The 19,534-nt window shown below is 65.1% G+C and carries 16 protein-coding genes; 12 read left to right on the top strand and 4 right to left on the bottom strand.

Annotated features, from left to right (window positions below; translation table 11 throughout):
• Nucleotides 1-93 precede the first annotated feature (93 nt).
• Entirely contained in the window at nucleotides 94-1,827 is a 1,734-nt protein-coding gene (locus CURSPS6_RS08350) for a DHA2 family efflux MFS transporter permease subunit (RefSeq protein ID WP_235503740.1), read from the top strand.
• A gap of 140 nt (nucleotides 1,828-1,967) precedes the next feature.
• Here the strand turns inward: CURSPS6_RS08350 and CURSPS6_RS08345 are convergent, their stop codons facing one another.
• Nucleotides 1,968-2,663: a heme oxygenase (biliverdin-producing) gene (locus CURSPS6_RS08345; protein ID WP_051687758.1), complete on the bottom strand. Its 696-nt coding sequence runs from the start codon at nucleotides 2,661-2,663 to the stop codon at nucleotides 1,968-1,970.
• A gap of 207 nt (nucleotides 2,664-2,870) precedes the next feature.
• Here CURSPS6_RS08345 and CURSPS6_RS12880 point away from each other — a divergent pair, with 207 nt between their 5' ends.
• The 7 genes from CURSPS6_RS12880 (at nucleotide 2,871) to CURSPS6_RS08310 (ending at nucleotide 9,890) form a co-directional block, all read left to right on the top strand.
• Complete coding sequence (locus CURSPS6_RS12880) at nucleotides 2,871-4,685, top strand: HtaA domain-containing protein (RefSeq protein WP_030015493.1); 1,815 nt, start codon at nucleotides 2,871-2,873, stop codon at nucleotides 4,683-4,685.
• An 82-nt stretch (nucleotides 4,686-4,767) separates the two neighbouring features.
• Nucleotides 4,768-5,514 carry an HtaA domain-containing protein gene (locus tag CURSPS6_RS08335; protein WP_030015492.1) on the top strand — a complete coding sequence of 249 codons (747 nt, stop codon included), beginning with the start codon at nucleotides 4,768-4,770 and terminating at the stop codon, nucleotides 5,512-5,514.
• Between the two features lie 150 nt (nucleotides 5,515-5,664).
• Nucleotides 5,665-6,864, top strand: a complete 1,200-nt coding sequence (locus CURSPS6_RS08330) for a heme/hemin ABC transporter substrate-binding protein (protein WP_082470247.1) — start codon at nucleotides 5,665-5,667, stop codon at nucleotides 6,862-6,864.
• 20 nt (nucleotides 6,865-6,884) lie between these two features.
• Entirely contained in the window at nucleotides 6,885-7,949 is a 1,065-nt protein-coding gene (locus CURSPS6_RS08325) for a FecCD family ABC transporter permease (protein ID WP_030015489.1), read from the top strand.
• Nucleotides 7,937-8,779, top strand: coding sequence for a heme ABC transporter ATP-binding protein (locus CURSPS6_RS08320; protein WP_235503700.1), 843 nt, complete (start codon nucleotides 7,937-7,939; stop codon nucleotides 8,777-8,779). The genes CURSPS6_RS08325 and CURSPS6_RS08320 overlap by 13 nt, the downstream gene beginning before the upstream one ends.
• Entirely contained in the window at nucleotides 8,776-9,135 is a 360-nt protein-coding gene (locus CURSPS6_RS08315; RefSeq protein WP_030015487.1) for a type II toxin-antitoxin system VapB family antitoxin, read from the top strand. The genes CURSPS6_RS08320 and CURSPS6_RS08315 overlap by 4 nt, the downstream gene beginning before the upstream one ends.
• A gap of 74 nt (nucleotides 9,136-9,209) precedes the next feature.
• Nucleotides 9,210-9,890 carry a TetR/AcrR family transcriptional regulator gene (locus CURSPS6_RS08310; protein WP_030015486.1) on the top strand — a complete coding sequence of 227 codons (681 nt, stop codon included), beginning with the start codon at nucleotides 9,210-9,212 and terminating at the stop codon, nucleotides 9,888-9,890.
• Between the two features lie 96 nt (nucleotides 9,891-9,986).
• Here the strand turns inward: CURSPS6_RS08310 and CURSPS6_RS08305 are convergent, their stop codons facing one another.
• Nucleotides 9,987-10,802, bottom strand: coding sequence for a hydroxymethylpyrimidine/phosphomethylpyrimidine kinase (locus CURSPS6_RS08305; protein ID WP_030015485.1), 816 nt, complete (start codon nucleotides 10,800-10,802; stop codon nucleotides 9,987-9,989).
• 138 nt (nucleotides 10,803-10,940) lie between these two features.
• Here CURSPS6_RS08305 and CURSPS6_RS08300 point away from each other — a divergent pair, with 138 nt between their 5' ends.
• Complete coding sequence (locus CURSPS6_RS08300; protein WP_030015483.1) at nucleotides 10,941-11,705, top strand: queuosine precursor transporter; 765 nt, start codon at nucleotides 10,941-10,943, stop codon at nucleotides 11,703-11,705.
• Here CURSPS6_RS08300 and CURSPS6_RS08295 read toward each other — a convergent pair.
• Complete coding sequence (locus tag CURSPS6_RS08295; RefSeq protein WP_082470243.1) at nucleotides 11,702-12,568, bottom strand: MBL fold metallo-hydrolase; 867 nt, start codon at nucleotides 12,566-12,568, stop codon at nucleotides 11,702-11,704. The two genes, CURSPS6_RS08300 and CURSPS6_RS08295, sit on opposite strands and share 4 nt — an antisense overlap.
• A gap of 157 nt (nucleotides 12,569-12,725) precedes the next feature.
• Here CURSPS6_RS08295 and CURSPS6_RS08290 point away from each other — a divergent pair, with 157 nt between their 5' ends.
• The 3 genes from CURSPS6_RS08290 (at nucleotide 12,726) to CURSPS6_RS08280 (ending at nucleotide 17,281) form a co-directional block, all read left to right on the top strand.
• Entirely contained in the window at nucleotides 12,726-14,132 is a 1,407-nt protein-coding gene (locus CURSPS6_RS08290) for an amino acid permease (protein WP_030015481.1), read from the top strand.
• 163 nt (nucleotides 14,133-14,295) lie between these two features.
• Nucleotides 14,296-16,722 (top strand): GH25 family lysozyme, encoded by a 2,427-nt coding sequence (locus CURSPS6_RS08285; RefSeq protein WP_051687755.1) that lies wholly within the window; start codon nucleotides 14,296-14,298, stop codon nucleotides 16,720-16,722.
• Between the two features lie 91 nt (nucleotides 16,723-16,813).
• Nucleotides 16,814-17,281, top strand: coding sequence for an acyl-CoA thioesterase (locus tag CURSPS6_RS08280; protein ID WP_030015478.1), 468 nt, complete (start codon nucleotides 16,814-16,816; stop codon nucleotides 17,279-17,281).
• A gap of 71 nt (nucleotides 17,282-17,352) precedes the next feature.
• Here CURSPS6_RS08280 and CURSPS6_RS08275 read toward each other — a convergent pair whose 3' ends face one another.
• Nucleotides 17,353-19,497: a glucose PTS transporter subunit IIA gene (locus tag CURSPS6_RS08275; protein WP_030015477.1), complete on the bottom strand. Its 2,145-nt coding sequence runs from the start codon at nucleotides 19,495-19,497 to the stop codon at nucleotides 17,353-17,355.
• Nucleotides 19,498-19,534 lie beyond the last annotated feature (37 nt).

Genomic DNA, 19,534 nt, shown 5'->3' with positions numbered 1-19,534 from the left:
ACCTCGGGTCCCGCGTCATCCGACGTCGGTGCGCAGCACTCGGCGCACTCCGCGGCCAAGGGCGGCTACGGCCAGCCCACCCCCAATACCAACATTCCCCTGCTGTTCATCGGCCTGATGATCATCATGCTCATGTCCTCGCTGAACCAGACGGTGCTCTCGCCGTCGCTGCCGACCATCGTCGGCGAGCTCAACGGCGTGGAGCACATGAGCTGGGTTATTACGGCGTTCATCATGGTCTCGACGATCATGATGCCGGCCTACGGCAAGCTCGGCGACCTGTGGGGGCGTAAGCCCCTCCTGATCTTCGCGATCTTGGCCTTCATGGCCGGTTCGGTGACCGGCGCGCTCGCCCAAGACATGACCACCCTGATCATCTCCCGTGGCCTGCAGGGCCTCGGCGGTGGTGGCCTCATGATTCTGTCGCAGTCCGTCATCGCCGACGTGATTCCCGCTCGTGAGCGCGGTAAATACATGGGCGCCCTGATGGGTGTCTTTGCCTTCTCCTCCGTGGCGGGCCCGTTGCTCGGCGGCTGGCTGACCGAGGGCCCCGGCTGGCGCTGGGCCTTCTGGATGAATATCCCCCTCGGCATCATCGCTTTGTGCGCTGCCGCTTTCCTGATTCCCCACACCAACAAGTCCCGTCAGCAGGAACGCCGCAAGGTCGACGTGCTGGGCATGATGTTCCTCGGCGCGGCAACCGCCTGCTTGGTTCTCGCCATGACCTGGGGCGGCAACCAGTATGACTGGGGTTCCCCGACGATCATCGGCCTGTTGATCGCCGTGGTCGTGTGCGTGGCCATCTTCATCCCGATCGAGGCCAAGGTCACCGAGCCGGTCATGCCGCTCGCGTTGTTCAAGGACCGCAACTTTAACCTCGCGACGATCGCCAACCTGTGCATGGGTATCGGCATGTTCGGTGCCGTCGGCTACATGCCGACCTACATGCAGATGGTTCTGGGCGTGGATGCGACCCAGGCGGGTCTGCTCATGATCCCCATGATGGGCATGCTGCTGATCACGTCCGTTTCGGTCGGATTCATCGTGTCCAAGATCGGCCGTTACAAGGCCTTCACCGTGGTGGGATCCCTGTTGCTGGCCCTCGGCCTGTTCCTGCTGTCCCACCTCGAGGTCGACACCCCGGCGTACATCATCTGCATCTGCCTGGCCGTCATCGGTCTGGGCTTGGGTATGTCGATGCAGTTGCTGACCCTGATCGTTCAGAACGCCTTCCCGATCAGCATGGTCGGTACCGCGACGGCGGCCAACAACTTCTTCCGTCAGGTCGGCGCCACCATGGGTTCGGCGCTGGTCGGTGGCCTGTTCACCTCGCGTCTGAAGGATTACCTCGCCGAGCGCATGCCTCCGCAGGCCATGAAGGCCACGGGTGGCGGGTCCAACTCGCTGACCCCGGCGCTGGTCAACGGCCTGCCGGAGCCGATCAAGGGGATCGTCGTGGGGTCGTATAACGATGCCCTCGTCCCGATCTTCCTGTGGATCGCTCCGCTCGGGATCTTGGCGGCCATCGTGCTGCTGTGTGTCCGTGAGAAGGCCCTCGCGACCAGCGTGACCGAGTCCGGTAAGACCGAGGACATTAAGACGGAAGAGCATGAATCGGAGTCGAAGGATTCCGAGGGTGCTTCCGGTCAGGCGCGGCAGGACGCCGTATCCGAAACGGATTCGGCGGAGCAGTCCGAGGAGCGCCACGGACGTCACCGTGCGCCCGTCGCTCCGGAGGGTGAGTCCGACGCCGACTCGCATCCGCGCACCGGGGAGATTCCTCTTCCCGAGACCGGACCGATGTTCACTACCCGCACCAACAAGTAGAACCGCGACGCCAGCGAGGCCCTGGCGTTCCGGGTAGCTACGACGCCGCCCACTGCCCCCCCCCTCAAGGGGAGGCAGTGGGCGGCGTTTTTCGTTAACGACCGGCGGCGCCGGCGTTCCGATTCAGCCCGTGGGCGAGGTCAGCTCGCGGCGCTGGGGCTGGTGACCTTTTCCAGGTCGGCGAAGACCTCGGCGTTGAGGTCGAAGCCCGCGATGGCTTCCTCGAGGAAAGCGTCGCGCTGCTCCTGCGTGAACGGGGCTTCGTCGAGCAGAACCCGGTACTGGTCCTTGAAGACTTTGGGCTTCGGCAGCTCCGGGAAGCGGTACATGCTCAGGCCTTCGCTGGGGACCTCGTAGTGGCGGGCCATGAGGGCCGCCACGGCTTGTCCGCCGGAGAGGTCGCCGAGATAACGCAGGTAGTGATGCGCCAAGAAGCGTTCGGGGGTGTCGACGGTCGCTCGAATGCGATCCGCGTAGCGCGCCGTCGAGGGCAGGGGCTCGGTCTCGTGGTCCTCGCCCGCCAGCTGCCTCAGGTCGGCGCGGATGGAGTCCAGGCGGTCGAGCCCCGGGTGGTCGAAGGCCTGCGTGAGGGGGTGGCCCGCCCGGCGGAATTCGGCCGCGACGGTTTCCAAGGCCTCGTAGATGAACTCGTACTGTGCCAGCAGGCGCGTGTAGGCGGCGGCGTTGAGGTCGCCTTTCATGAGGTCGGTCATGAACGAGGAGTGTTCCGCGGCGGAGTGCCGCTCGGCCGTCGTCGCTCGAACGATCTGCGAGAAGGTCTCGGGTGCGGGTGAGGTCGTTGCGGTGGCGTTGTCGGGCAGGGGCGAAGTGCTCATGGCGGGTGCTCCAAAGTGGTCGGGGCCTTGAGGGCGGATGGCGCGAATGTTGGTGACATCATGTCACCAAATGCGTCACGGAACAATGTTTCAGATCTTGATTAAGAAATAAGGCTTGCCTTATCTTATTGTCACGAGGATGAGCGTGGATAGCCCACGCCGCCGTCACTCGTCCTTCAGGAACATCATCACTTTTGTGGGGGAAACATGAGTAGTTCATCTCCGTCGAGGCGTTCGCAAGCGGTCCTGGCGGCCGCCGTCATCGGCCTGTCCGGTGTCGCGGCTTTACCGGCGACCGCGTATTCCGTCGAGCCAACCGCGCAGTCCGGCGTCGTCGCCGGCTCGAACGAGCAGGTCCTTGAGAACGTGACCATGGACTGGGGCGTCAAGGCCTCTCTGGTCAGGTACGTCGAAGGAAAATTCGGGGGCGGATCCGTCACCGTCAACGGCGTCGAGCGGAAGGACGGCAAGTTCATCTGGTCTCAGGGGACGGGTCACTTTGCCGACGGTAAGGGAGAGGTCAGCCTGAAAGGGTCGATCCGTTTCAGGGCGCACGGAAGCTCGTTCGACATCACCATCACGGACCCCACCCTGGAATTTAATGGGTCCAAGGGGTCCTTGTCCGCCGTGGTCGACGCGGTGGGCGCCAAAGGCAAGATGCAACACCTGGGCCGCGTGACCATCTTTACCGTCAAGACCGACTCGCTGAAGACCGACGGCGGCGTGCTGAGCCTGACCAACGCTCAGACCAACCTCACGGCCGAGGGCCAGAAGGCCTTCGGGCCCCCATATTCGGTCCGCCAGATTTTCGACCCGGTGACGCTCGAGGGCAAGCTTCAGCCAAAGTCCGAGACGACCGAGCCGGCTCCGGCTCCTGCTCCGGCACCCGCTCCGGCACCAACCCCGGCGCCCGCGCCGTCCATACCGCCGGCTCCCTCGGAGTCGTCGAGCAGAGTCGTGTCCTCCAGCACGCTGGACTGGGGCGTCAAGGCATCGTTCCGCACATACATTCGCGGCGCCATCGCCAGGGGTAGCTGGACGGTCTCTGGGGTTGAGGACCACGACGGAATCTTCTCGTGGAAGAAGTCCACCGGAAACTACAACCCCTCGACCAAGACGGGGCTGGTCTCCTACCAAGGGCAGATCCACTTCACCGGCCATCACGGGACCCTGGACCTGAAGATCGAGAACCTGCGGCTTCAGATCAAGGATGGCAAGGGGACTCTCCTCGCGGATGCCGTCTCGAACGACACGGAGGGAACTCCGCACCAATACCCGAATGTCGAGTTGGCGACGGTCGATCTCTCCGAGGCCACCATGAGCGGGGACGATTTCTCCGTGACCGATGCCGCCGTGGAGCTCGCCGAGGGCGGCTCGAAGGTCTTCGGAGGCTTCTACCAGGCCGGTACGGTCTTGGATTCCCTGAACTTCACCGCTCACCTCGAGCCCGCGCCGGCCCCGAAGCCCGCACCGGCTCCCGTGACGCCCGCTCCGAAGCCGAACCCGGAGACTCCGGCGCCGAACCCGGCTCCGAAGCCGAACCCGGAGACCCCCGCTCCGAAGCCGAACCCGGAGACTCCGAAGCCCAACCCGGCTCCGGCGCCGAACCCGGAGACCCCCGCTCCGAACCCGAATCCCGTGACCCCGGAACCGGTCAAGGATCAGGCTCCTTCGCCCAAGCCCGTGGAGGATCCGAAGCCGGCCCCGGCCCCGAGCAACGAGTCTCCGTCGGCGCCCTCGAACGACGCGAAGCCCGACCAGAAGGATCAGAAGCCCGCCCCCGGATCAGAAGGCCCCGGCCCCGTCCGAGACGACCCCTGCGCCGACTCCCAGCGAAGCTCCTCGGCCCTCGGATCGCTCCGAGGCGCCCAAGGCCTCCGAGAACACTCAGGCTCAGCCTTCGCCGGATGCGCGGCCCCAGGTGCACTCCACCAACCCCGGCCACGCGAACATGCAGTGCTTCCCGGTGGTGCCCGCGCATCAGGGGGCATCTTCCTCGGGCCAGGCGAAGGCCAGCCATGAGTCGAGTGCCACGGGATCGTCTGGCGCCTCGGCGTCATCGAGCGCAGCAGCGCCGTCGAGCGGAACCGCACAGGACAACCAGTTGGGGGCCACGACCGTCGAGCACGGCAACGTCTCCGCGGCGAACCTCACCTGGGGTGTGAAGTCCTCGTTCCGTAACTACATCGCCGGAGGCATCGCCAAGGGCCACTGGGATCTCGATGGCACCGCGTACTCCAACGGGAACTTCACGTGGAGCAACGGCTTCGGAAATTACGAGAACGGTCAGGGCAGCGTGAGCTTCCCCGGTTCGCTGAGGTTCACGGGCCATCACGGGCTTCTCGACCTCAAGATCTCCGGGGTGAAGCTGGTCTTCGCCAACGGCCAGGGCAAGCTTATGGCCACCGTGACCTCCAACAACATGGACGGCGTGGCCCAGCAGTTCGGCGAGATCGAGTTCGCGACGGTCGACATCTCGAGCCTCACCGTGGAGGGCGGGAAGATCTCCCTCAACGGGGCCGCCGTCACCTTGAGCAAGGCAGGGTCGCTGGCCTTCGCGGAGAACTACCCCGAAGGCCAGTCGATGGACCCGATCTCGTTCACCGCCGATCTGTCCGACAAGGCTGGCGCCGCTGAGGTCTCCACCCAGTCCTCCGTGACCGCCCGGGAAGTCGGTGCGTCCACCCCGGCGCAGGGCTCCGGATGCGAGCATGCTGCGGCTCCGGCGAAGCTGGCCGAAACCGGTGTGTCCTCTCCTGGCACGATCGTCGCCTTCGGCGTGGCGATCTTGGCGCTGGGATCGGGCGCGGTGGTGGCCATCCGACGTCGTTCGGGCAGCCACAGCGCCTAGGTGATTCGGGGAGACGGTTCGGCTGAGCGGATCTCGGCCGCCGTCTGCCTGAATACCCGAGCAATCATCGATGGCAGAGCGTCACCGGGGAGTTCGTATTTGACGGGCTCCCCGGTGACGCGTCCTACCGAAAGACCGGTTCGAATCTCCATGAACATCTCTTGTCGTCGGAAGATCTCCGATCATCACGCGGCTCATCCGTGGTCGATTCCGACCCTCGTGGCACTCCTCTTCACCCTCGTCCTCGTGCTGGCCGCCTGCGGCCAGGGCAACGGGGCACCGTCGCAGGCACGGCCTTCGAGCAGCGCATCCCACGCCTCGACCCCGCTCGAGGAGCAAGAAAAGGCGCTGGTCGCCAGCGCAGTATCCGACCCCAAGGCCATCACGGGGCCGGCGACCGCGGCCTCAGTTCCCGAGGTCAGGCCGATCAGCGACCCCCAGACACCTCAACTGCCCGTGGACCTGACGGACTACCAGGGCACTCAGGTCACCGTGAAGGACACCTCGCGCCTGTTGGCCCTGGATCTCTACGGAACCCTGGCGGAAACCGTCATCGGCTTGGGGCAGGGGGAGAAACTCGTGGGCCGGGTGACTTCCTCGACCGAAAGCAGCCTCGCCGGCCTCCCGCTGGTCACGGAGAGCGGTCACGACCTCAACGTCGAAAAGATCCTGGAACTGCGCCCGACCACGGTCCTCATGGACACGACTAACGGCCCCCTCGAGGTGACCGAGCAGTTGCGTTCGGCGGGTATCACCGTGGTGCATTTCAGCCCCGACCGGTCCATCGACCAGGTGGTGCCCCAGATCGAGAAGGTCGCCCAGGCCTTGGGTGTCCCCGAGTCGGGCAAGCGTCTCGCGGAAAGGGTCTCGCACGAGTTGGACTCGGTGCGCCAGACCATCCATTCGGTGGTTCCGAAAGACCCCGAAAAGAAAGTCGCGATGGCCTTTCTCTACGTCCGAGGCAACGGGGGCGTGTTTTTCATCCTGGGCCAGGGTTCCGGTGCCGACGGTCTGATCCAGGCCCTGGACGGCATCGACGTCGCCGGCAAGGAGCACGTCCAAGACGTCAAGCCGGCGACGAGCGAGGCCCTGGTCAAGCTCAATCCCGATCTCATCCTGGCCATGACCAAAGGCCTTGAATCGACGGGCGGCCTCGACGGATTCCTCGCCCGCCCGGGCGTCGCCGAGACCACCGCCGGCAGCAAGAAACGCGTCGTCGATATGGCCGACGGGCAGATCCTTTCCTTCGGCCCCAACACCCCCGCGGTCCTGTTGTCCTTGGCCCAGGCGATCTACGCTCCCGCGGCTTCGGGGCAGACGCCCGACCACGCCGCTTCGGCCTCTCCGTGAACCGCGTGGTGAGGAGGGGCGTGTCATCCGGCGCGGGCGGCGTCCGATCCCGACGGCGTCTGGCCCTCGTCCTGGGCGCGCTGGGACTGGGGGTCATCGTGATCTCGTTGATCTCCGCGGCCACGGGCCAGTTCGAGATTCCCGTCTCGCAGGTCGTCGGCGCCGTGCTGCGCAAGATCGGCTGGTCGACCGGCGGTACGGTGGACCAGCTGGCCGATGCGACGCTGTGGAACATTCGCTTCCCCCGGGTTGCCCTGGGGCTTCTCGTGGGGGCTTCCCTGGGAGCGTCGGGGGTCGTGATGCAGGCCGTCTTCGGCAATCCCCTGGCGGAACCCGGCGTCATCGGGATCTCGGCCGGGGCCGCGGTGGGGGCCTGCCTTGCCATCGTGACGGGAATTCACGTGGCGGGCATCTTCACGGTGCCTTTGGCCGCCTTCATCGCGGCCCTCGTGACCACGGCGCTGGTCTATGGGCTGTCCCGCAAGGATGGCCGATCCGGGGTCGTCTCCATGATCCTGACCGGCATCGCCGTGACCGCGGTGGCCAACGCCCTGATCGCCATGCTGGTCTTCATGGCGGACAGCACCGGCCGTGATCAGATCGTGTTTTGGCAGATGGGTTCCCTGAACGGGGCGACGTGGCTGGCCGTCGGGACGTCGGTCCCCGCGACGCTCATCGGCCTGATCGGTTGCCTGTCGATCGCACGGCGTCTCAACCTCCTGGCGTTGGGAGAATTGGCCGCGACGCACTCGGGTATCAACGTCGAACGCCTCCGGATGGCGGCCATCGCGTACACGGCGTTGCTCACGGGAACGGCCGTCGCTCACGCGGGCATCATCGCCTTCGTCGGGTTGATCGTTCCGCACGTGTTACGCCTCATTCTGGGTCCGTCCAACAGGGTGCTGGTTCCCGCTTCGGTGCTGGGAGGGGCGCTGCTGATCGGCGGGGCCGACCTTGCCGCACGGACCCTCGTTGCCTTCGCCGACCTGCCGATCGGGATCTTCACGGCGCTCGCCGGCGGGCCGACGTTCTTTATCCTGTTGCGACGCAGAAACCGCGGCGGAGGTGAATCGTGGAACTCGTAAAGATCGAACACGTTACCCACGACGTCGGCGACCGCCGGATCCTTCACGACGTCTCGCTTCGCGTGGAGTCCGGGGAGCTGGTGGTCATGATCGGGCCTAACGGGGCCGGGAAGTCGACGATGCTCTCGGTGATGGCCGGAGACCTCCGGCCGTCCAGGGGCTCGGTGACGTTCGACGGCAGCGCGGTCGGCCGCTGGTCCGTGCCCGACCTCGCGCGGCGCCGTAGCGTGCTGTTGCAGAAATCCTCGGTCAGTTTTCCCTACGCCGTGCGCGAGGTCGTCGAGATGGGGCGCACGCCGTGGCGGGGCCGGCCCGAGAGTTCGGAGGACGAGGCCTCGATCCTGGATGCCATGAACGTCACGGACGTGGCGAGGCTCGCCGCCCGAGACATCACGACCCTCTCCGGTGGGGAGGCGGCTCGCGCGCACCTCGCGCGAGTCGTGGCCCAGCGGGCGCCGCTGATGATGCTGGACGAGCCCACGGCGGCCCTGGACATCCTGCACCAGGAGCACGTGATGCGCACGTGTCGTCGCCTGACCGAAGCCGGGGCCGGGATCATCGTGGTCCTGCACGACCTGGACCTGGCGGCCGCGTACGCGGACCGCATCCTCCTCTTCTCCGAGGGGCGTCTGACGGCCGACGGCCCGCCGGAGGAGGTGATGGTCCCGGATCGCCTGAGCGAGGTGTACGGGTGGCCGATCGACGTGATCCGTCACCCGGGGACGGGCCGGCTGGTGGTTCTGCCGGTCCGCGAGGCGGAGGCGGCCCGGGGTGTAAACGTGACGAATGACTCTTTCGATGACCGAGGGGGTTTATCATGGACGTCATGATCTTCAAGGCGGTGGGTGAATCTCGGCCATATCCCGAGCACTCATTTACGAGTCAGCGCGAATGGGGGACCCTCGCCCCGACCCAGGTGAGACTCGACCGATTGATCACGACCCAACGAATGCTGGACCTCTCGACCCTCTTTGGCGAGGACAGCACCTTCTATGGGGATCTTTTTCCTCACGTCGTTCACTGGAACGGGCAGCTCTACCTGGAAGACGGAGTGCATCGCGCGTTGCGCACCGCGCTGCAACACCGTCCCATCATGTACGCGCGGATTCTGGACTTGGACGAATGCACGTCCGCGATCGTGCCCGCCGGGCGGGACGCGGAGGCCGGGGCCGAGATCGAGAGCTGAACGCCCCCTGGCAGAAGTCTGAGACGTTTCGCATATGGTCACCATTTGGTGACACCCCTGCGTATACTGTCATTATGCCTCGTATTTCCGCCGCCTCAAACGCCGCTCAGCGGGAGAACACCCAGAACGCGATACTCAAGTCCTTTGGGGAACTCCTCTACACCCGCGGTCTCACCGGCCTGACCATGACCCACGTCGCCAAGAACGCGGGGATCGGCCGGACCGCCGTGTACAACTACTTTGCCGATATGGGCGAACTCCTCGTGGCATACGCTCTGGACGAGACCGAGCGGTTCATCAACGATCTGCGGACCGAACTGACGAGCGTCGTGAACCCCATCGACCAGCTGGCCGTGTACGTGCGCATGCAGATTGAGGATATGTCCCGCCGGCACCTCCCTCCGGGGCCCGCCATGCGGTCGGTCCTGTCGCCCGAGTCCTTCGAGAAGCTCGGCGATCACGTCGGCGAACTTCAGGCGGTTCTCACGCGCATTCTCAGGGCGTGCATTGATCAGGGGTACCTCGCCCAGTCGGACATCACGGAACTGGCGCAATTGGTGCACGGCTCGCTGAGCTCGGCAGCCGACCGCGGCAAGAACGAAGACGAAGACGAGCGGAACCGTAGGATCCAGCACACCACAACCTTCATCCAGCTCGGCTTGGGCGCCACGTTCGACGCCGAGGGCAGGCCGGTTGCGGCGTATCGTCAGGATCTTCTCGAGGCCGAGGCGAGCCTTCGGTCGGTCGCCTCCTGACCATAGTTTTTCCTCCGTCCAGCTGATTCGGCGGAAGACGACGCAAGACCCCACCACGATCCCGCGTGGTGGGGTCTTGCGCTGGGGGGGGCAGGACTAGGAGACCTGATTGACCTGACGCAGCGCGTCGAACGGCGCGTGGGAGGTGATGCGCTGGTCAATCCCTTCGCTCACGAAGCGCTTGGCATTCCGCGCGGCCTCGAGCGGGGTGCGCCCCTTGGCCAGTTCCGCGGTGACCGCGGCGGCCAGCGAACATCCGGCCCCCGCCACGGCCACCTCGCCGATCTTGGGTGCCGAGAGCACCTCGAGGGTCGTTCCGTCGTAGAAGACGTCGATCGCGTCCGGCCCGTCGAGCCGCACACCGCCCTTGGCCAAAACGGCCGCACCCGATACCTCGTGGATGCGGCGGGCGGCTTCCTTGAGATCCTCGACGGTCGAGATCTCGTCCATGCCCGAGAGCGAGAGAGACTCGAAGTGGTTGGGGGTGACGAAGTCGGCCAGCGGAAGGATCTCGGCCTTGAGGGCTTCGTCCGTGTCGAGGGCCGCTCCGGGCTCCTGGCCTTTGCAGATCAGCACGGGGTCCAGAACGATGTTCTTCGGCGTGGCCTCGCGGAGGGCCTGCGCCACGGTGCGGATGGTTTCCGGGGAACCGAGCATGCCGATTTTGACGGCGTCCAGGTCATACACCGCGGTGTTGACCTCCAGCTGATTCTTGAGGGTCTGCTGGTCGATCGGCGTGACGCGGTGCCCCCAGTCGTTCTGGGGATCGAAGGCGACGATGCACGTCAGGCTGAGGCAGCCGGAGACGTCTAGCGCCTGAAAGGTCTTGATGTCGGCGAGGGCTCCGGCGCCTCCGGTGGCTTCCGAGCCCGCGATCGTCATCGCGACGGGATGTTCATTAGTGGTAGTCATGTTTCCATTATCCAACCGCCAGGTAAGATTTTCACGGCTCGGGTGGCAGACGGGCCTGGCGAGTTGAATCCGCCCCATGAACAGTCGAACCACGGACCCCGGCATTCCCGGGCCGCGTTAATACAGATTGGTGATCCCATGAACTCCACCCCGTCCGGTCGGGATAGTCTCCCGGCGTCCCACGATGCTCCGTCCCCCGAGCTCCCTGGGACGCCCGGCGCCCCGAGGTACGCGCGTCGGCCACGAACTTATTTCGACCTCCTGCTCGCCCTCTACTGTGTGCTGCTGATCCTCTCCAATATCGGCGCGACTAAGGGAGTGGCCTTCGGCCCGATCCTGACCGACGGCGGATTTTTCCTGTTTCCGCTCGCCTACGTGCTCGGCGACGTCGTGACCGAGGTCTACGGCTTCAAGGCCGCGCGACGGGCGATCATCGCGAGTTTCCTCGCGGGGGCGTTCGCGTCGCTGAGCTTCTGGGTCACGATCATGTTGCCCTCGGCGGACTTCTACGAGAACCAGTCCGCCTTCGAAGCGGTGCTGGGGCCGGTGCCGCGGATCATTGGCGGATCGCTCCTGGGCTTCCTCGTGGGCCAGCTGCTCAACGCGTGGGTCATGGCGCTGCTCAAGAAGTGGACCGGCGAACGGCACATGTGGGTTCGGCTCATCGGCTCAACGCTCGTCGGAGAGTTCTTCGACACCCTGATTTTCTGCACGATCGCCGCGCCGATCCTGGGCATCGAACAGTTCGGCGACTTCGCCAACTACGTGATCGTCGGATACGTCTACAAGTGCCTGATCGAGGTCGTTCTCCTGCCGATCACCTACCCTGTCATCGGGTGGTTCAAGCGCCACGAGCCGACCTTCCCGGCGGGTCCCTCCTTCGAAGGGGCCGTGTCCCGCTAGTCGGTGAAGCCGGCGATCTCCCCGATGTCCATCAGGTACGCGAGCTGCGCTTTGAGGGTCTTCTGGGCCGGGCCGCGCACCTGCTCGGGAACGTGGGCGTAGATGTCGCCGGCCAGCGCCGAGGCCGACGGGCCCAGGTCGTCGTTGGCGGCTTTGAGGCGTCGTCGGAGGTCGTGGATGCGGGTGAGGCGGTGGTCGAGGAGCCGGTCGCAGGCCTCCTCGAGAAACTCCCCGTGCGGCCCGTGGCCCGGCAGAACGGTAAAACCGGGCTCGTCTTTGAAGACTCGGAGCGTGTCCAGGTAGTCCTCGAGGTCGCCGTCGGGGTAATCCAGCATCGTGGTGCCGCGCCCGAGGATCGTGTCGCCGGTCATGATGACGCCGTCGTCGAAAACGCTCAGCGCGATCGAGTCCGAGGTGTGCCCCGGGGCGTGCCACACGCTGATCTCGACGCCCACGTCATTGATGACCTCTTCGTCCTCCAACGGGAGGGCACCGTGGCACTGGTCTTGGTCCCAAGCGCGAACGCGCGCTCCGGTGAGCTCGCGGAGGGCCGCGACGTTGCCGGTGTGGTCCTCGTGGTGATGGGTCACCACGATCAGCGCGACGTCGACCGCGTCGGCGATGCGCCGCGCGTGAGGGGCCGCCTCGGGGCCGGGGTCGAGCACGACCGCCCGGGGTTTTGGCTCACCCGGCATGGGAGGGAAGTGGTCGCCCAATTCGCCGATGACGTACGTATTGGTGCCTTCCAGCGTCATGGCGCTGGGGTTCTCCACCGTGAGGTACGCCGTATGCCGGCTGGTCCGGATCCACTCGTGAGAATCCGGGTGAGACGGTGTGGTTTCAAAGCTCGACGAAGCACTCATGAGTCCAGTTCACCACATACGGGTCGGCGCAGGTCTTTTGTACCAGGTGAGACGGTGTGTTTCCCTCCCCGTGAGACGCGGTGTGCACGAGGGCGCCGGTTCGAGAGATAATTGCCCCCGATCCACTCGCATTCTGGAGAAGGGGCTGCACGGCTCTATGGCGAAGAATTCCATATCAGGCGGTCTGGCGCGCTCGCTGTCGCACGAGCAGATGACCATGATCGCCCTCGGCTCCGCGCTGGGCACGGGGCTGTTCCTCGGCTCGGGGGCCGCCATCGGCATCGCCGGACCCGGCGTGATCATTTGTTACGCCATCGGGTCGCTCATCGCGGCCATCATCGCCTGCGCGGCGGGTGAAATGGCCGTGAAGTACCCCGTCGTGGGCGGATTCGGGACCATGGCCGGGCGGTACCTGGGCGCGTTCGGCGGTTTTATCACCCGATGGGCATATTGGGCCACCACTGTCTGTGTGGCCGGCGCGGAACTCGTGGCCGTCGCCACGTACCTCAAATTCTGGTGGCCGCAGCTGCCCATGTGGGTGGGGATCGTCGTCTTCGCGGTCGTGATCATTCTGTTGAATGCCTACAGCGTGAAGTCCTTCGGGCTCGTCGAATTCTTTCTCTCGGGCATCAAGGTCATCGCGGTCATCGCCTTCATTCTCATCGGCCTCATCATCGTGTTCTTCGGGCTGCCGAGCCACCCCGCCGAGGGCCTGAGCCACCTTTCCGAGAACGGGTTCCTGCCCAACGGCCCCAGCTCGATATGGCTGGGCATGGCCGCGGTGATGTTCTCCTTCGGCGGCGTCGAGCTCATCTCGATCTCTGCGGCCGAGGCCAAGGACCCGGTCCGCTCGGTGCGTAGCGCGGGCAAGGCGACCATCTGGCGCCTCGCCACGTTCTACGTCCTGGCCCTCTTCGTGGTCATGGCGATCATGCCGTGGTCGGCCGCTTCCTCGACGGGGGACCTTTCCTCGAGTCCGTTTGTGATGGTCTTCTCCGACGTCGGCATCCCGGCCGCCGCGGCGGTCATCAACTTCATCGTTCTGGTCGCGGCCCTGTCCGCGGCCAACGCCAACGTGTACGCCGGAACGCGGCTCATGCACTCACTCTCCCACCAGGGCATGGCCCCGCGCTCATTGCAGCGCACCAATCGGCGCGGCAGCCCGACGCGGTCCCTCGCCGTCTCGTGCCTCGGAATCCTCATCGTGATCGTTCTGGCCCTGGTGACCGAGAACGTGTTCCTGATCATGATGTCCGTGATCACCACCTTCATCCTGGTGGTGTGGATGCTGATCTTGGTCTCGTATATCCGGTATCGGCAGAAAGACGGCGCGACGTCCGAATTCCGGCTGCTCGGTGGCGTGCCGACGGCAATCCTCGGAATTCTCGGGCTGCTGGCGATCGTCCTCGCCGTATTCTCCAGCCCGGATATGCGGCTACCGGGCATCGTGGCCCTGTGCTGCTACGCGTTTTTGACGCTGGTGTACTTCGCCGTCGTCCGGCGTCACGTCGGCACCGATGCGGAGGCCTTCGAGGAAGCGGAGCTCGCCCGGCGCGAGGGCTAGCGCCGTGGGCTTTTATGCCCAGAATTCATAGCTGACCTGCGAGAATGCGGCTACTGTGAGTGCGGGGAATACTCCCCGCACTCACTCGTTTGCGCCATCCGGCGGTCCTGTGTGACCGGTCGGCATCTTTGGGCGCCCTGTTGAAGGTAGGGAAATAACCTCCATGCGTTCTGCCCACCCGGCCTCTGCGCCTTCCCCTCGGTTCCGCCGTCGCCGCATTGCCATCGCTTCGCTCGCATGCATCAGTCTTCTCGGTCTCCAGGCCCCGTCCTTCGCCGAGACCCAACCGTCGACCGCGGCCACGCCGCAGTCCTCATCCGCACCGGTGGGGGAGCCGACGACGACCCCAGCGAGTGCCTCGCCGAGCGCGACCCCGAGTGCGACGCCCACGGTCGCCGGGTCCTCGACGTCGGCCTTGGGTGCGGTGACCAACGGACACGAAAATGCTCAGGTCGCCAAGCTCGTCCCCGAGTCGGACGTTCTCAAGGCTCCGTCCCTCGGGACGACCCCGCCGCGCACCGGGGGAAGCAACCCCGGCGCCACTATGGGGCAGGGCACGAAGCCCCTGGAATCGACCGACCATCTTTCGCCGGCGTCGGTGAAATCCGCCGCACAGGATCTGGAAAAGGCCAAGTCGGGGCAGAACGTCGAGCCGAATAAGGCGTCGGCCGTCGATAATCCGGGCGAGCAGGCCGAAACCGGCGGGACGGCCGCCACGTCCGGCGTGCAGGGCATGGACGTCTCCGGATGGCAGTCGAACGTCAACTGGTACTCCGAATACGCCAACGGTGCACGGTTTGCCTCGGTCAAAACGACCGAGGGCATCGGCTACGTCTCGCCGACTTTCTCTTCTCAGTACAACGGTGCGGGAAATGCGGGCATGTACCGCGGCGGATACCACTTCGCTTTGCCCTCGCAGTCCTCGGGCGCGGAGCAGGCCGATTTCTTCGTCAATAACGGCGGCGGATGGTCGGCCGATGGTCGCACCCTGCCGGGGATGCTCGACATCGAGTTCAACCCGTACTCGTCGCTGGGCAATACCTGCTACAACATGTCCCCGGGCCAGATGAACGCCTGGATTTCCTCGTTCACCACTCAGTACAAGAACCGGACGGGGCGGTATCCGGCGATCTACACGAATTCCTCGTGGTGGTCGACGTGCACCGGCAACACCAGCCAGTTCAGCGCGATGCCTCTGCACATCTCGTACTATGCCTCCACGCCGGGCCCTATGCCCGCGGGGTGGTCGACGTACGACATCTGGCAGTACTCCGCGAGCGGGCCATTCTCCGGGGACTCCAATGTGTTCAACGGTGACGCGGCGGGCCTGAGAAACTATGTGACCAACGCCGGATATAAGCCCATCGGCGGCACGGGGACCCCGGTTTCCACGGATACCTACACGGCCCCCAATGGTCGCGTGGTGACCTTGCGGGCCGCGATCGGTGGACTGTGGAATACGAATCGGGCCAAATACGGGGACCCGGTCAACAACGAAACCTGCGGTTTGGTCAATGGCGGCTGTTACCAGACCTTCGCCAACGGCTACACGATCTACTGGGCGCCCAATGGAAAGGGTGCGCATACCGTCAAGACGTGGGGCGCTATCGGGCAGAAGTGGATGCAGGCCGGTTACGAGCGCGGCTACGGGTATCCGGTCAACGAAGAATCCTGTGGCTTGATCGGTGGGGGTTGTTTCCAGGCGTTTTCGAATGGTCAGACGGTGTATTGGACGCCGAATAGTAATGGCGCGCGTACCGTCAAGACGTGGGGCGCTATCGGGCAGAAGTGGATGCAGGCCGGTTACGAGCGTGGTTATGGTTATCCGGTCAATGATGAGCAGTGCAATCTGATCGGTGGGGGTTGTTTCCAGGCGTTTTCGAATGGTCAGACGGTGTATTGGACGCCGAATAGCAATGGTGCGCATTCGGTTAATACCCGGGGCGCTATTGGCCAGAAGGGGATTCAGGCGGGTTTTGAGCGCGGCTACGGGCATCCGGTCAATGATGAGCAGTGCAATCTGATCGGCGGGGGGTGTTTCCAGGCGGTTTCGAATGGTCAGACGGTGTATTGGACGCCGAATAGCAATGGTGCGCATACGGTTAATACCCGGGGCGCTATTGGCCAGAAGTGGATTCAGGCGGGTTTTGAGCGCGGCTACGGGTATCCGGTCAATGATGAGCAGTGCAATCTGATCGGCGGGGGTTGTTTCCAGGCGTTTTCGAATGGTCAGACGGTGTATTGGACGCCGAATAGCAATGGCGCGCATACGGTCAATACCCGCGGTGCCATCGGCGAAAAGTGGATGCAGGCCGGCTTTGAGCGCGGCTACGGCTATCCGTTGACCGAGGAGGTCTGCGGACTCGTCAACGGGGGCTGCTTCCAGACCTACTCGAACGGGCACACCGTGTACTGGACGCCGAACGGGACGGGGACCCACGCCGTCTACACCTGGGGCGCGATCGGCAAGGAGTGGATGCAGGCAGGTTACGAGCGCGGCTACGGCTACCCGACCACGGACCGAACGGCCTCCGGCGGGCAGTACACGCAGAAGTTCTCGAACGGTAAAACGCTGACTAAAGCGAGCTGACCGTACGCAGAGGCGGTATGGGGCGTTCGGTGCCGCGGTGCCGCGGTGCCGGGCGCCCCGCGTTCTATCCCGGCGTGACTAGGCTGGGTGTATGAGTTCTCGAGTCATCACCATCGACGTTCCCCTGCGCTGGGGGGACATGGATGCGTATCATCACGTCAACAACGTCCAGATCGCGCGGATCATGGAAGAGGCGCGCATCGCCGTCTTCGGGCCTCCGCCCGCGGCACCCGGTGCCGAAGGCGCCGAGGCCCCGATCCCGTTGTTCACGGCACTGCCCGAGGGAACGCAGGCGCTCATCGCGGAGAACCACATCAAATACCGTGCCCCCTTGCCGTACCGCCGGACCCCGGCCACGGTGCAGGTCTGGGTGGACAAGGTCACCGCCGCGAGCATCTCGATCCAGTACCGGATCCTGGATGGGGAAACCGGCCAGCGGTGCGTGGATGCTTCCACGGTTTTGGCTTTCTTCAACGCTCCGGAAGGGCGCATTGTGCGCGTTTCGGCCGACCAGCGACGACTGCTGGCAGAAAACGCGGAACAGGACCCCGACGCCTGAGCCGTGACACGCAACGACGACGGCCCGGCACCTCCTCAAGGAGGCGCCGGGCCGTCGTCGTTGGTGAAGACCTATCGGGTGACGATGGTGATCACCGGGTCACCGAGGCTCAGCGAGCCGGAACCCGTGCCCGTGACCGACTCATACTTGCGAGTGTTGGTGACCAGCACCGGGGTGATCGCATCGAATCCGGCCTCGTCGATCACCGCGCGATCGAAGGTCAGCAGCTTCTGGCCTGCCTCGACGCGGTCGCCCTTGGAAACCTCCGAAGCGAATCCGCGTCCGTTGAGGTTAACCGTGTCGATGCCGACGTGAATCAGCAACTCGACGCCGGTGTCCAAGCGAATTCCGACGGCGTGGTGCGAGGCGGGGGTCGCGATGATCGTGCCGGATGCGGGAGCGACCACCGTCTGAGCGGTCGGACGAACCGCGATGCCGTCGCCCAGCTTGCCACCCGCGAAGATCGGATCCGGCACCTCGGAGAGCGGAACCACGGTTCCCTCCAGCGGTAGTCCCACGGTCAGTTCGGTTCCGGGCGCGGGGGCCGCCTGTGCCTGCTTCGGTGCCGCGGTGGCCACCGCGGCACCGCCGCCGGCGGCATGGCTTCCCGCATCGGACGTCGCGGTGTCGGAGGTGGTTGCCCCGGCCGTCGCGGTACGCGCCTGGGTCTTGTCCTCGGTCGGCACCTCGTCGGGGGCCACCGTCTGCTTGACCAGGTCAGCCTCGCGCTGGGCCTTCGAGCGGAAGCCGAAGATCATCACGCCGGCCAGACCACCGAAGAAGGCGACGGCCAGGCCGATCGCAAACAGGGGGATGGGCTGCATCGCGGGGATGGACAGGAGCGAGGTAAACGCGAAAGCGTAGGACTTGACGCCGAGGGACGAGATCAAACCGCCGGCAATCATGGCCGGAATCAGAATGATCGGAAAGACCCGCTTGTACCGGAGAATCACGCCGTAGAGCGATGGTTCGGAGATGCCGCCCAACAGCCCCGATATGGCGGCGCCGGTGGCGACCTGACGCAGTTCCTTATCCCTGGTGGCGCGGATGGCCACACCCGTCACGACGCCGAAGACGGCGAAGTTGTAGGCCGCCATCGGCGACTGGATGAAGTCGTAGCCGAGGGTCGACAGGTTGGAGATCATCACGGCGTTCAGCGGCCAGTGCAGGCCCAGCGGAACCATGAAGAGGTAGGCGCCCGCGACGACCACGCCGACGATCGCGGGGTTGATGTCGTTGAGCCACTGGAAGATGTTGGAGATCCCCAGACCAAGGTTGACCCCGATCGGGCCGATGACCATCGCGGTCAGGGGCACCATGATGAGGATCGAGATCATGGGCACGAAGACCATGTGCAGCATGTTCGGGATGATCTTCTTCAGGAGCCGCTCCAACGGAGCGAGCACCGCGACCGCGAAGAGCGGCGGGAACACCTGTCCGGTGTAGTTGAACAGGTACAGAGGTACGCCCCAGCCGCCGATGTGGAACAGGGTGATGTGGTCGGCCCCGTCGGCCATGGTGGCCAGGCCCCGGAAGGCGTCGGTCATGAGGGCCGCGGGGATCGCGGCGCCGACCCACATGTTGGCGCCGAGCCGCTTGGCCGCGGTGGCGCCGATGAAGATCGGCATGAAGTTCAGGACGGACAGCGCGGCCCCGAGGAGAATGAACCAGAACGGGAATTGAGCGCGCCAGTCGTTGAGCATGGCCGTGTTGGCGGCGTCGTCGCCGACCTTGGGCCCGTTGACGAGGTCGACGTTGACGACCTGGCCGGCGAAGTTCGTGTACTGACCGAAGACCCCCAGCTGCTGGAGCAGCACGATCAGCGTCAGGATCATCGAGGAGCCGAGCAGGGCCCACAGGACCGGGCGGAAGGAGTCGGAGAGGACGTCGAACATCCGCGTGATGAGGCCGCCCTTGGAGCCCTTGGCCTCGCCGGACCCGGAAGAGCGCGACTCGCCGACCTCCTTGTCCATCCCGGGGAGCTTGGCCATCTCCTCGTAGACGTTGGCCACCTCATTGCCGATGACGACCTGGGTTTGGCCGGACTGTTCGATGACCGACAGGACGCCGTCGGTCTTCTCGATCAACGGTTTGTCGATCTTGGACTTGTCGTCGATCGTGACCCGGAGGCGCGTTGCGCAGTGGGTGAAGTACGAGACGTTCTCCGCACCACCCAGTCCCTCTAGGACGGATCGCGCCGTCTTCTGATAATCCACGGTGACTCCTCAGATGCATGAACCGGCCCGCGGGCCG

This window comes from Curtobacterium sp. S6, from assembly GCF_000710345.2.
Lineage (GTDB): Bacteria > Actinomycetota > Actinomycetes > Actinomycetales > Micrococcaceae > Rothia.
This window is presented reverse-complemented; position numbering and strand designations above follow the sequence as displayed.